Here is a 13,109-nt window from a genome sequence, read left to right as displayed (position 1 = left end):
GCCTTCGCGCTGTGCGGTTTTATTCGCCTGTCTGATTCATTTTATTAACAATGCGAAGTGGATATTTTATAAATGCCTAAGATTAAAACTGTCCGTGGCGCGGCTAAACGCTTTAAAAAAACCGGTAAAGGTGGATTTAAGCATAAGCACGCTAACCTGCGTCATATCCTGACCAAAAAATCAACCAAGCGTAAACGTCACCTGCGCCCGAAAGCCATGGTGTCTAAAGGCGATCTGGGTCTGGTTATTGCCTGCCTGCCGTACGCATAAGTTAATTTTTCAATCAGAATAGAGAACAGGAGAGCGTAAATGGCTCGTGTAAAACGTGGTGTAATTGCTCGCGCACGTCACAAAAAAATCTTAAAACAAGCTAAAGGCTACTACGGCGCACGTTCACGTGTTTACCGTGTTGCCTTCCAGGCTGTTATCAAAGCTGGTCAGTATGCTTACCGTGACCGTCGTCAACGTAAGCGTCAGTTCCGTCAGCTGTGGATTGCGCGTATCAACGCAGCAGCGCGTCAGAACGGTATCTCTTACAGCCGTTTCATCAATGGCCTGAAAAAAGCGTCCATTGAAATTGACCGTAAAATCCTGGCTGACATCGCCGTATTCGACAAAGTGGCATTCACTGCACTGGTTGAAAAAGCGAAATCAGCTCTGGCGTAAGTCAGATGGAAGAGGGAGCTTGCTCCCTCTTTTATTATCTGTAACCGCAGCAAAAGATTGACTTTTCCGCCTGCTGGCATTTCAATAGAGCCGTTTAACGCAAGCGACAAGGTAAACCAAGCATGCACGCTATTTTTCGTTTCTTTTTTTACTTTAGCACCTGAACGTCGGGGGCTTGTGCGCAAGAAAAGAAACGAAAAATCGCACTGAAAGCCTCCCTCGTGGAGGCTTTTTCATTTGTGGCGAACTGATATGGACTTCTGGTCCCCACCTGAAACAGCCCGGCCTTAGGCTGGAAGAAGAGGAAACAATGTCCCATCTCGCAGAGCTGGTTGCCAATGCCAGGGCAGCCATTGAACATGCGCAGGATGTTGCGGCGTTAGATAACGTCCGCGTCGAATATCTGGGCAAAAAAGGGCATCTGACCCTGCAAATGACCACCCTGCGCGAACTGCCAGCGGAAGAGCGTCCGGCCGCGGGCGCCGTTATCAACGAAGCCAAGCAGCAGGTTCAGGAAGCGCTGAACGCGCGTAAAGATGCGCTGGAGTCCGCCGCGCTGAACGCGCGCCTGGCGGCAGAAACCATTGATGTTTCTCTGCCTGGCCGTCGCGTAGAGAACGGTGGCCTGCATCCGGTTACCCGCACCATCGATCGTATCGAAGCCTTTTTTGGCGAGCTGGGCTTTGCCGTGGTTACCGGGCCGGAAATCGAAGATGACTATCATAACTTTGATGCGCTGAACATTCCGGGTCATCATCCGGCGCGCGCCGATCACGACACCTTCTGGTTCGACGCCACACGCCTGCTGCGCACCCAGACTTCTGGCGTGCAGATTCGCACCATGAAAAACCAGCAGCCGCCGATCCGCATCATCGCGCCGGGCCGCGTCTACCGTAACGATTACGATCAGACTCACACGCCGATGTTCCACCAGATGGAAGGCCTGATCGTCGATAAAGATATCAGCTTTACCAACCTGAAAGGCACGCTGCACGATTTCCTGCGTAACTTCTTTGAGGAAGATTTGCAGATCCGCTTCCGTCCTTCCTATTTCCCGTTTACCGAGCCGTCCGCCGAAGTGGACGTGATGGGCAAAAACGGCAAGTGGCTGGAAGTATTGGGCTGCGGCATGGTACATCCGAACGTGCTGCGTAACGTCGGCATCGACCCGGAAATCTACTCCGGCTTCGCCTTTGGCATGGGCATGGAACGTCTGACCATGCTGCGCTACGGCGTGACCGATCTACGCGCATTCTTCGAAAACGATCTTCGTTTCCTCAAACAGTTTAAATAAGGGCAGGTTATCCAATGAAATTCAGTGAACTCTGGTTACGCGAATGGGTAAACCCGGCTCTGGACAGCGCGGCTCTGGCTGAGCAGATCACCATGGCCGGTCTGGAAGTGGACGACGTAGAGCCGGTGGCTGGCGCGTTTCACGGCGTGGTCGTCGGTGAAGTGATGGAGTGCGGCCAGCATCCGAACGCCGACAAACTGCGCGTTACCAAGGTCAACGTGGGCGGCGACCGTCTGCTGGACATCGTTTGCGGCGCGCCAAACTGCCGTCAGGGCCTGAAAGTTGCCGTTGCTACCGTTGGCGCGGTGCTGCCGGGCGATTTTAAAATCAAAGCAGCCAAACTGCGCGGCGAGCCGTCGGAAGGCATGCTTTGCTCTTTCTCCGAGCTGGGTATTAGCGACGACCATAGCGGCATTATCGAGCTGCCTGCCGATGCGCCGATTGGCACCGATATTCGCGACTATTTAAAGCTGGACGACAACAGCATTGAAATCAGCATCACGCCAAACCGCGCCGACTGCTTCGGCATTATCGGTGTCGCGCGTGACGTGGCGGTGCTGAACGGTTTACCGCTCACCGCGCCGGAAATAGCTGCCGTACCGGCGGCCATCAGCGATACGCTGCCGGTGCGCGTGGACGCTGTTGATGCCTGTCCGCGTTACCTGAGCCGCGTGGTAAAAAACATTAACGTGAAGGCCGCTACGCCGCTGTGGATGAAAGAGAAGCTGCGTCGCTGCGGCATTCGCTCTATCGATCCGGTGGTTGACATCACTAACTATGTGCTGCTGGAGCTGGGGCAGCCGATGCACGCCTTCGATCTCGATCGTATCGATGGCGGCATCGTGGTGCGTATGGCAAAGCCAGATGAAGCGTTGACGCTGCTTGACGGCAGTGAAGTTAAACTCAGCAACGATACGCTGGTGATTGCCGATCATCATAAGCCGCTGGCAATGGGCGGCATCTTCGGTGGCGAACATTCAGGCGTCAATGAAGAAACCACCAGCGTCCTGCTGGAGTGCGCCTGGTTTGCGCCGCTGGCGATCACCGGTCGCGCTCGTCGTCACGGTCTGCATACTGATGCATCGCATCGCTATGAGCGCGGCGTCGATCCGGCGTTACAGCAGCAGGCAATGGAGCGCGCGACCCGTCTGCTGCTCGATATTTGCGGCGGTGAAGCGGGCCCGGTGGTGGATAACACCGCTCAGGATAAGCTGCCGGTGCGCGCTACCATTACGCTGCGTCGTGAAAAACTGGATCGCCTGATTGGCCATCATATCGCTGACCAGCAGGTTACCGATATTTTGCAGCGTCTGGGCTGCGAAGTCAGCGTGCTGGAAGGTGAATGGCGTGCGGTCGCGCCAAGCTGGCGTTTCGATATGGCTATCGAAGAAGATCTGGTGGAAGAGGTCGCTCGCGTTTACGGCTATAACAACATCCCTGACGTGCCGGTTAAGGCATCGCTGGTGATGACGCAGCACCGTGAAGCCGATCTGTCGCTGAGACGCGTAAAAACCATGCTGGTGGATAAAGGCTATCAAGAAGCGATTACCTACAGCTTCGTGGATCCTAAGGTACAGGCGCTGCTGCATCCAGGCATCGATGCGCTGATTCTGCCAAGCCCAATCTCCAGCGATATGTCAGCAATGCGCCTGTCGCTGTGGACCGGTCTGCTCTCCGCGGTGGTATACAACCAGAACCGTCAGCAGGGCCGCGTGCGCCTGTTTGAGAGCGGTTTACGCTTTGTGCCGGATACGCAAGCGGATTTAGGCATCCGTCAGGATGTTATGCTGGCAGGCGTGTTGACCGGCAGCCGCTTCGAAGAACACTGGGACCTGGCGCGTCAGGCCGTCGACTTCTATGATTTGAAAGGTGATTTAGAGTCGGTGCTGGAATTAACCGGCAAGCTGGATGCCGTTGCGTTTCGTGCCGAAGCGAACCCGGCTTTGCATCCGGGCCAGAGCGCAGCGATCTATTTGGGTGAAGAACGCATCGGATTTATTGGCGTTGTTCATCCAGAGCTGGAACGCAAATTGGATCTCAATGGCCGCACCTTAGTCTTTGAACTGCTTTGGAATAAGGTCGCAGACCGCGTCCTGCCTGATGCGCGCGACATTTCTCGCTTCCCGGCAAACCGTCGCGACATCGCTGTTGTCGTGGCTGAAACGGTTCCGGCAGCAGATATCATTGCGGAGTGTAAGAAAGTTGGCGCAAATCAGATAGTTGGCGTAAACTTGTTTGACGTGTACCGCGGTAAGGGTGTAAACGAAGGTTTTAAGAGCCTTGCGATAAGCCTGATTTTGCAAGATACCAGCCGGACACTCGAAGAAGACGAGATTGCCGCAACCGTCGCCAACTGCGTTGCGGCATTAAAAGAGCGATTCCAGGCAACCTTGAGGGATTGAACCTATGGCGCTTACAAAAGCTGATATGTCGGAATACCTGTTTGAAAAGCTGGGGCTGAGTAAACGGGATGCCAAAGAGCTGGTTGAACTGTTTTTCGAAGAGGTAAGAAGAGCTTTGGAAAACGGCGAACAGGTCAAACTGTCTGGATTTGGCAACTTTGATCTTCGCGATAAAAATCAGCGTCCGGGGCGTAATCCTAAAACCGGTGAAGATATTCCTATCACCGCTCGTCGTGTGGTGACGTTTCGCCCCGGGCAGAAACTGAAAAGCCGCGTCGAGAACGCCTCCCCGAAAAACAGCTGACCTGTCAGCATCACAAAAGGCCGCCCTGAGCGGCCTTTTTTATGGCCCATATCCAGCGTTTCAGCCGCAGCCTTGCTGACGAAACAGGCAACGGCTTTCACAAATACCGCACAATGTAAGGATTCTGTAAGTGGCCGGCAAATAAGGTGAAAATCGTCTCAGGCCGATAGTGACAAGCTCTCCGCAGCGCTATAAACAGGGGGTGAAACAATATGAGGTTACCCCGATGAAAATGAAAACATTACTTCCAGGCGTGCTGCTGACTATCATGACGGCACTTCCTGTGGTTGCCAGCGCTGCCGTTTCGTTTGATCTTACGCCTGCAGGCGTGACGATTCACATTGGCGATCGCGATCATCGAGGTTATTACTGGGATGGTTATGACTGGCGCGCGCCGAAATGGTGGCAGGAACATCATGGCCGCCACGTTGGTGAAAAGGGGCCGCGCGGCTACTGGAATGGCAACGGCTGGCAGTCTCATCGTCCCGAAGCGCCTCGCCATAATAAACCGGCACCGGGAAAGGCGGCGCATCACAAAGAGCCTGAGCATCATCAGCCGATGGCGCAGCGCAATCCGCATCAAAATGACCGCCTGGCCGCCGATCGGGATGGACACCACGCTGGCGGACATCGCCCTGATTTTCAGCCGCACGGCTAATTGCTTTGCGTCGGACGCCCGGCAGGGCGTCCGGCTCACGTTATCCCTTTCTTTTTTTGCCCCAGCCACTACAATCAAATCTCTGTTTTCCTTATAAAACTATCGCTATGTCGCTGCTTACTGAACTTTCGCGTCAGGCGGATCGTCGTGCTTACCGCTGGCTGGCCTGGCTCAGCGCTGTTGCACTGGGAATGACGCTGATCAGTCTGTGTGCGGGCGAGATCTGGATTTTGCCAGACCGCTGGTTTAGCCCGGACGGGCAGCTGTTTGTCTGGCAGCTGCGTTTGCCGCGTACGCTCAGCGTGCTGCTGGTTGGTGCGTCGCTGGCGATGGCGGGCTGCGTTATGCAGGCGCTGTTTGAGAACCCTCTGGCTGAGCCAGGCCTGCTGGGCGTCTCGAACGGCGCGGGCGTTGGGCTGGTTCTCTGCGTCCTGCTGGGCAACGGCGATTTCTGGGCTTTCAGTCTGGCGGCAATAGCGGGCGCGCTGCTGGTAACGCTGATTCTGCTGCGTTTTGCCCGCCGCCATCTCTCCAACAGTCGCCTGCTGCTGGCAGGCGTCGCGCTGGGAATTATCTGTAGCGCGATCATGACCTGGGTTGTTTACTTCAGCAGTAACCTTGATCTTCGTCAGCTGATGTACTGGATGATGGGCGGCTTTAGCGGCATCGACTGGCGCTATCGCTGGCTGATGCTGGCGCTGTTGCCGGTACTTTGCTGGCTTGGTGCCCAGGCGAAAATTCTGAATCTACTGGCGCTGGGCGAGACCAGCGCGCGTCAGCTGGGGCTACCGTTATTTCTGTGGCGCAATCTGCTGGTGGTGGCTATCGGCTGGCTGGTCGGCGTCAGCGTGGCGTTGGCGGGCGCCATTGGTTTTATCGGTCTGGTGGTGCCGCATCTGCTGCGCCTGAATGGGCTCACCGATCATCGCGTGCTGTTGCCGGCCAGCGCGCTGGCTGGCGCCGCCGTGTTGCTTGCTGCCGATATCATTGCCAGACTGGTACTCACCGCAGCGGAATTGCCCATTGGTGTGGTGACCGCCACGTTGGGCGCACCGCTGTTTATTTGGTTATTACTCACTCAGCACCGTTAGTCGGGCTGTACCACTTACTGAAACAGGAAACGCGCATGAGTATTTACGATACTGAATTGGTTATGCTGGATGGTAAACGTACCACGCTGGGCCAATGGAAAGGGGATGTGCTGCTGATTGTCAACGTGGCCTCCCGATGTGGCCTGACGCCGCAGTATAGTGAGCTGGAGAATATCCAGCGCGCCTGGAATAAGTCAGGGTTTAATGTACTGGGCTTTCCCTGCAATGCCTTTCTTGGTCAGGAGCCCGGCAGTGATGAAGAAATTCGTGAATTCTGCAGCACTACCTATGGCGTTTCCTTCCCGATGTTTAGCAAGATTGAGGTAAATGGCCCGTCGCGTCATCCGCTTTACCAGCAGCTTATCGATGCCTGCCCGAAAGCGGTAGAGCCGGAAAACAGCGGCTTTTATGAACGTATGGCGAGCAAAGGCCGGGCGCCGAAGCAAAAGGGCGACATTCTGTGGAACTTTGAAAAGTTCCTGGTTGGTCGTAACGGTGAAGTTATACAGCGCTTCGCGCCGGATATGACGCCGGAAGATCCTATCGTGATGGAAAGCATCAAGCTCGCACTGGCAAAATAATGCAGCTGTGTGTTGCGCAGGCGGCTGTGCCGGGTCGCCTGCATCCTTTTAGCGCCCACGTCAGAGAGGGCGAGATAATCCATCTGCTTGGCCCTAACGGGGCGGGTAAAAGCTCGTTGCTGGCGCGGCTGTCCGGCCTGTTGCCGGGCGAGGGTGAGGTGCTTCTAAATGGCAAGTTGCTGGAAGCGTGGTCGCCATCAGCGCTGGCGCGCCGACGCGCCTGGCTGCCGCAACAACAGCCGCCGCCGGGGCAGATGGCCGTTTTTCATTACCTGCGTCAGCATATTCAGTGGTCAGGCCCGCAACAGAATGCGCTATTGCTACGGCTGCTCTCCGCTTTCCAGCTGGAAGATAAACTTACGCGGCCGGTAACCCAGCTTTCAGGTGGTGAGTGGCAGCGCGTCCGGCTGATGGCCGTTATGCTGCAGGTTTGGCCCTGCCAGCACGATGAGACCGCTTTGCTGCTGCTGGATGAACCTTACACGGGGCTGGATGTGGCGCAGCAGCAGGCGCTGGACGGTGAACTCGGCGCTTTTTGTCGCGCCGGTGGTACGGTGATTGCCAGCGGCCATGACCTCAATCACAGCTTGCGTCACGCCCACATCGTATGGCTAATGCAGCAGGGAAAGGTGATAAAGCAGGGCAGCGCCGGGGCGGTGTTGCATCCTGATTTATTGCATTCGGTGTATGGGCTGACTTTTCGTAAGCTTCAGGCTGAGGGAGAAAGCTGGTTAGTCGCCGGAGCATCACTGGAGTGATTGCCAGCGACGGGTATTTACCGCTACAGTGAGGCCCGTTACGCTCCCGTCAGGAAGGACTCAGGTTATGCGCATCGGCCTCTTATTTTTGCTTGCTCTCTTACTTGCTGGCTGCAGTCATCATGCGCCGCCGCCCAATGGCCGCCTTGCCGATTCCATCACCGTTATTGCCGAACTGAATGACCAGCTAACCCGCTGGCACGGCACGCCTTATCGCTATGGCGGAATGAGTCGCCGCGGCATTGACTGCTCTGGATTTGTTTATCTGACCTTCCGCGATCGCTTCAATCTGCAGCTACCACGCTCCACGCGCGCTCAGACCGATATCGGGACGCGCATTGCCAAAGAGCAGCTGTTGCCGGGCGATTTGGTCTTCTTTAAAACCGGTCGTGAGGAGAATGGACTGCACGTCGGCATTTACGATAGCGATAATCAGTTTATTCATGCCTCAACCAGCCAGGGCGTCATTCGCTCCTCGCTGGATAACAGCTACTGGCAAAAAACATTCTGGCAGGCGCGCCGTATTTAAATTTAACCTGTTGAAAAAACAGCATTCGATTCGGAAAATGCTCATTTAAACAGCGTTTAAAATATGAAATGATTATCTGCAGCTGCACAGTAATGCCGAATAACAACATCGCTTACATAAGCGTTATTTTTAATTGAACGTTAAGTCGGATATTAACTGCATCAATGAAAAACATCATAAACTCTAATTTATTAATGTGAGCAATGCCTAAAAAACATTAGCAGACATAAAGATGAATTTGAGTTATACACTGCACTTTCAGTGAGTTAATGCGCAAGTGACAAGGAAAAGCATTCTCTTTTCTCATTAAGGACGCTATTGATTGTCATTTTTCCTTAGTATAGGATGCGCAAATTGCCACTTTTTTATGGCTAAAAAAATGAAAAATCCGGTTTTTGCTGATTATTTTATTCACACAGCCTTTAATCCTGTTTATGCCTTTAATGGCCAGCTGCTGGCCGTAGACTTATTATCCAGTTTTCTGCATCGTTCGCTGAATGTTGCCGTACCACAGGATATTTTGCTGGCTCAGGTTGACAGCGAACAGCGCCTGCAAACGTTACAAAAGCAAATCAGCGTTATTGAAAGCCATCATGATTTCTTTTTGCAGAATAATATCGCAGTTATTTTGAGCATTGACCATGAGATAGCGCAGCTGCTGCTATCCAGTGACTTTCTGCTCCATAAATTACGTTCGTTTTCGGCGCTGGAATTATCAATTGGTGAGAACTTTCCAGATTTTAAATCCGGTAAAGATAATGCGTTATTAAGCACGCTAAGTAATAACTTTAAATTAACGCTACATAATTTCGGCTCAGGCAAAGCGCCAGCGAAAGCGGTTTACGATAATCTTTTTACTCGAATCAAACTGGATAAATATTTTTTACAGCAAACCTTAAAGCGCGCTTCTTATAGTGCCGTGCTAAATGCGATTACCGCGCAGATTAGCGATCATTGTCAGCAGCTCATTGCGCAGGGCATGGATGAAGTCAACATGCTGGAAAAAATCACGCCTTTTCCTTTCTCTGGTTTGCAGGGCGCGCTATTTCCGCCGGTGCCGGAGAGCGAGCTGACAACCCTGACCGAGACGCCAGACGGCTTTTCCGACGGCCAGTGCTGATAAATCCTTGCGCTTTTCTGTTTACCTCACCACTTCAGGGTTACACTTAATACCTGTTGCGGTAAACGGAGGCAGCATGGAGTTTAATAACACCTGGCATAACGAATTAAGCGGATTTTATACCGCGCTCAATCCCACACCGCTAAAAAACGCCCGCCTGCTTTATCATAGCGAGGCGCTGGCTCGTGATTTGGAGCTGGATGAAAGTTGGTTCAGCGCTGATAAAATCGATATCTGGAGCGGCGCCGAGCTGTTGCCCGGCATGCAGCCGCTGGCGCAGGTTTACAGCGGCCATCAGTTTGGCGTCTGGGCCGGACAGTTAGGTGATGGCCGCGGCATTCTGCTCGGCGAGCAACAGCTCTCTGACGGCAGAAAGTTTGACTGGCACTTAAAAGGCGCAGGGCTGACACCCTATTCACGCATGGGCGACGGTCGCGCCGTGCTGCGCTCGACCATTCGCGAATTCCTCGCTTCAGAGGCGTTACATCATTTAGGCATTCCCACCAGCCGCGCGCTGACCATTGTGACCAGCGATGAGCCGGTTTATCGGGAAACCAAAGAGCGCGGCGCCATGTTGCTACGCGTGGCGGAAAGCCATGCGCGCTTCGGTCATTTTGAACACTTTTTCTATAACGGGCAGCCGGAGAAGGTGCGTCAGCTGGCCGATTACCTGATTCATCATCACTGGACAGCGCTGGAACAGGAGCAGGATCGTTATTTGCTCTGGTTTAGCGATGTGGTCGAACGTACCGCGCGCCTGATTGCCGCCTGGCAGAGCGTCGGCTTCGCGCATGGCGTAATGAATACCGATAATATGTCGGTGCTGGGCCTCACGCTGGACTATGGCCCATATGGGTTCCTGGATGATTACCAGCCCGGCTTTATTTGTAATCACTCCGATTACCAGGGGCGTTACGCCTTTGATAATCAGCCGATGATCGGATTGTGGAATCTTAACCGGCTTGCCCATGCGCTGTCAGATCTGCTTTCTACCGAGCAGCTTAAGCAGGCGCTGAGCCGTTATGAACCGGCGCTGATGGCGACCTGGGGCGAGAGAATGCGCGCGAAGCTGGGCTTTTTGACGCCGCAGCAGGAGGACAATGAACTGCTGACCGGGCTGCTGGCGTTAATGAGTCAGGAAGGCAGCGACTATACGCGTACTTTCCGTATGCTAAGCGCAACGCAGCAGGATGAAATCCGTTCGCCGTTGCGCGATGAGTTTATCGATCGTGAGGCTTTCGATAGCTGGTATCAGCGCTATCGCCAGCGTTTATTAAAGGATGAACGCAGCGATGCTGAACGACAGCAGCGCATGAAGGCGGCGAATCCTGCGGTGATCCTGCGTAATTATCTGGCGCAGCAGGCGATTGAGGCGGCGGAAAAGGATGATGTTACAGTGTTAAAGCATCTGCATCAGGCACTCTGTCAACCTTACAGCGATGCGCCGGAATATGCCGATTTAACCCGACGTCCGCCGGATGAAGGGAAAAAGATCGTGGTCAGCTGTTCCAGTTAAAAAGCGCATAAAAGCCGGTCGGATAACCGGCTGCAAATTGTCTTCAGGCTTAAGGCGCGGGAAGCCCAGGCAGAAGAGTAAAGCGTCCCGCGCCAGGGACGGCGCGGGCCGAGCGGCCAGGGATGGCGTCTTTTGCGTCTTTACGATCGGCCTGGATTTCTCGCGCAGACACCCTGCGATTCACCTGAAACCGGTTCACTAATCAGCTTTTCTTCAGTTTCCGCTTTGCTTTGCGTCACGGCGGTTAAAAACGGCTGTCAACCGCCTCAGCCAGTAACGCCAGAACCGCTTCGCTATCCTCCCAGCCCAGGCAGGGATCGGTAATTGACTGACCATAGGTGAGCGCCTGGCCGTTAACAACCGGTTGATTACCTTCCTGCAAAAAGCTTTCAATCATCACGCCGGCAATGGCGCGCGAGCCGTCGCGGATCTGCTGCGCTACCGACTCGGCCACGTCACGCTGACGACGATGCTGCTTCAGACAGTTGCCGTGACTGAAATCCACCACCAGATGCTCCGGCAGATCAAAGGCGCGCAGACTGGCTACCGCTTCCGCAATATCCTGCGGATGATAATTAGGCGCTTTGCCGCCGCGCATAATGATATGGCCGGAAGGATTGCCGCTGGTCTGGTAAATCGTCATCTGTCCATGCTTATCCGGCGACAAAAACATATGGCTGACGCGCGCGGCACGAATCGCATCGACCGCAATGCGCGTATTGCCGTCGGTGCCGTTTTTAAAGCCAACCGGACAGGAGAGGGCGGAGGCCATCTCGCGATGGATCTGGCTTTCCGTGGTTCTGGCGCCGATAGCGCCCCAGCTAATTAAATCGGCAATAAACTGGCCGATCACCATATCCAGAAACTCTGTCGCCGTCGGCAGGCCCAGCGCATTAATATCCAGCAGCAGCTTGCGTGCAACGGCAAGACCGTCGTTAACGCGGAAGCTGCCGTCAAGACCGGGATCGGAAATCAGACCCTTCCAGCCCACCACGGTACGGGGCTTTTCAAAATAGGTGCGCATCACGATTTCAAGGCGGGAGTGATACTTATCATGCAGCGTTTTGAGCCTGGCGGCATATTCCAGTGCGGCGTGCGGATCGTGCAGCGAGCAGGGGCCGATAATTACCAGCAGGCGCGGATCCTCACCGGCAAGAATACGGGCGATACGCTGTCGCGCTGCCGTCACGCTGGCAACAATACTCTCCGTTATCGGATATTGCTGCGCCAGCGCGGCGGGCGTCACCAGCGAGTCGATGCGCGCGGTTCGCAGTTCATCAGTTTTGTTCATTGGGATCTCAAAAATAGTTCTTCGCAGCGGCTGAAGTGCCGGGAAGTGATGGCGATCACAATAAACCAACCAGCAGCAAATTCAACCGCCTGAAAGGGGTAAAGACCACAATAACCGATAAAAACGCATCAATACATGCGCCGGTTAAGGCCCATAATATCGAGAATTTTGGTGGCGATTTCCTCTACCGAATAGTTGGTACTGTTGAGATAGCGGATCTGATGCGAGCGAAACAGCGCTTCTACTTCTCCCACCTCCAGCCGGCACTGGCGCATTGAGGCATAACGGGTATTCTCGGCACGCTCCTGGCGAATCGCCGCCAGCCGCTCGGGATCGATGGTTAAGCCAAAGAGTTTATGCTGGAAAGGCTTAAGCGCGGGCGGCAGCTTCAGGTTATCCATATCATCGGCAATAAATGGATAGTTGGCGGCCCGCACGCCGAACTGCATCGCCAGATAAAGACTGGTCGGCGTTTTGCCGCAGCGTGAGACGCCCAGCAGGATCACCTGCGCTTCATCGAGCCCGCGCAGCGAAATGCCATCGTCATGCGCCAGGGTGTAGTCGATAGCGGCAATACGCGCGTCATATTTACCGAGGTTGCTGGCGGTCAATCCATGCGTGCGGTGCGCGACCGGCGCGGGCGCCATGCCCAACTCCTGCTGTAGCGGCGCCACCAGCGCCTGCACGATATCCTGACAAAAGCCATCGCTTTGCAAAATGATGTCGCGAACATCGGGCAGCACAATGGAAAAGAAAACCAGAGGACGCAGGCCGCTTTGCTGGTAGATAGCATTAATTTGCGCTTTTACCGCCTGGGCACGCTGCACGTTCTCCACAAAAGGCAGCGTAAAACTGTTGGTCATTACCGGGAACTGCGACATCACGGCATGGCCCAGCAC

Annotated in this window: 14 protein-coding genes and 1 other annotated feature; of the genes, 12 read left to right on the top strand and 2 right to left on the bottom strand. The window is 54.4% G+C overall.

Going from position 1 to position 13,109, the window contains the following annotated elements:
* Positions 1–72: 72 nt before the first annotated feature.
* The 12 genes from rpmI to P3C52_RS16365 all read left to right on the top strand — a co-directional run bounded on the left by rpmI (position 73) and on the right by P3C52_RS16365 (position 10,919).
* Positions 73–270 (top strand): 50S ribosomal protein L35, encoded by a 198-nt coding sequence (gene rpmI / locus P3C52_RS16420; protein ID WP_038626362.1) that lies wholly within the window; start codon positions 73–75, stop codon positions 268–270.
* A 39-nt stretch (positions 271–309) separates the two neighbouring features.
* Positions 310–666 (top strand): 50S ribosomal protein L20, encoded by a 357-nt coding sequence (rplT, locus tag P3C52_RS16415; RefSeq protein ID WP_010616241.1) that lies wholly within the window; start codon positions 310–312, stop codon positions 664–666.
* 113 nt (positions 667–779) lie between these two features.
* Positions 780–904, top strand: a sequence feature (Phe leader region).
* A 72-nt stretch (positions 905–976) separates the two neighbouring features.
* Complete coding sequence (gene pheS, locus P3C52_RS16410) at positions 977–1,960, top strand: phenylalanine--tRNA ligase subunit alpha (protein ID WP_275556023.1); 984 nt, start codon at positions 977–979, stop codon at positions 1,958–1,960.
* Positions 1,961–1,974: 14 nt separating this feature from the next.
* A complete protein-coding gene (gene pheT / locus P3C52_RS16405; protein WP_275556022.1) occupies positions 1,975–4,362 on the top strand; it encodes a phenylalanine--tRNA ligase subunit beta in 2,388 nt (795 codons plus the stop codon).
* 4 nt (positions 4,363–4,366) lie between these two features.
* Positions 4,367–4,666, top strand: a complete 300-nt coding sequence (gene ihfA, locus P3C52_RS16400) for an integration host factor subunit alpha (protein WP_038626354.1) — start codon at positions 4,367–4,369, stop codon at positions 4,664–4,666.
* Positions 4,667–4,898: 232 nt separating this feature from the next.
* On the top strand, positions 4,899–5,324 hold the full coding sequence (locus P3C52_RS16395) for a DUF2502 domain-containing protein (RefSeq protein ID WP_275556021.1): 426 nt from the start codon (positions 4,899–4,901) through the stop codon (positions 5,322–5,324).
* Positions 5,325–5,431: 107 nt separating this feature from the next.
* Positions 5,432–6,415 carry a vitamin B12 ABC transporter permease BtuC gene (btuC, locus tag P3C52_RS16390; protein WP_275556020.1) on the top strand — a complete coding sequence of 328 codons (984 nt, stop codon included), beginning with the start codon at positions 5,432–5,434 and terminating at the stop codon, positions 6,413–6,415.
* A 35-nt stretch (positions 6,416–6,450) separates the two neighbouring features.
* The gene (locus tag P3C52_RS16385; RefSeq protein ID WP_275556019.1) at positions 6,451–6,996 is read left to right on the top strand and encodes a glutathione peroxidase; all 546 of its coding nucleotides are present in this window, start codon (positions 6,451–6,453) and stop codon (positions 6,994–6,996) included.
* Positions 6,996–7,754: a vitamin B12 ABC transporter ATP-binding protein BtuD gene (gene btuD, locus P3C52_RS16380; protein ID WP_275556018.1), complete on the top strand. Its 759-nt coding sequence runs from the start codon at positions 6,996–6,998 to the stop codon at positions 7,752–7,754. The genes P3C52_RS16385 and btuD overlap by 1 nt, the downstream gene beginning before the upstream one ends.
* A gap of 67 nt (positions 7,755–7,821) precedes the next feature.
* A complete protein-coding gene (locus P3C52_RS16375) occupies positions 7,822–8,283 on the top strand; it encodes an NlpC/P60 family protein (RefSeq protein WP_275556017.1) in 462 nt (153 codons plus the stop codon).
* Between the two features lie 379 nt (positions 8,284–8,662).
* Entirely contained in the window at positions 8,663–9,403 is a 741-nt protein-coding gene (locus P3C52_RS16370) for an EAL domain-containing protein (RefSeq protein WP_275556016.1), read from the top strand.
* Between the two features lie 76 nt (positions 9,404–9,479).
* Positions 9,480–10,919, top strand: coding sequence for a YdiU family protein (locus P3C52_RS16365; RefSeq protein ID WP_275556015.1), 1,440 nt, complete (start codon positions 9,480–9,482; stop codon positions 10,917–10,919).
* A 244-nt stretch (positions 10,920–11,163) separates the two neighbouring features.
* Here the strand turns inward: P3C52_RS16365 and P3C52_RS16360 are convergent, their stop codons facing one another.
* Together P3C52_RS16360 and P3C52_RS16355 are read right to left on the bottom strand one after the other, a co-directional pair.
* Positions 11,164–12,210: a 3-deoxy-7-phosphoheptulonate synthase gene (locus tag P3C52_RS16360; RefSeq protein WP_275556014.1), complete on the bottom strand. Its 1,047-nt coding sequence runs from the start codon at positions 12,208–12,210 to the stop codon at positions 11,164–11,166.
* A 128-nt stretch (positions 12,211–12,338) separates the two neighbouring features.
* Positions 12,339–13,109 (bottom strand): pyruvate, water dikinase regulatory protein (locus P3C52_RS16355; protein ID WP_275556013.1); only part of this gene is annotated, 771 nt, incomplete at its 5' end.

Origin of the sequence: Mixta sp. Marseille-Q2659 (assembly GCF_940807255.1) — a bacterium.
Classification (GTDB): Bacteria; Pseudomonadota; Gammaproteobacteria; order Enterobacterales; family Enterobacteriaceae; genus Mixta.
The sequence above is the reverse complement of the archived record's forward strand: the minus strand, read 5'-3'. Positions and strand labels throughout refer to the sequence as shown.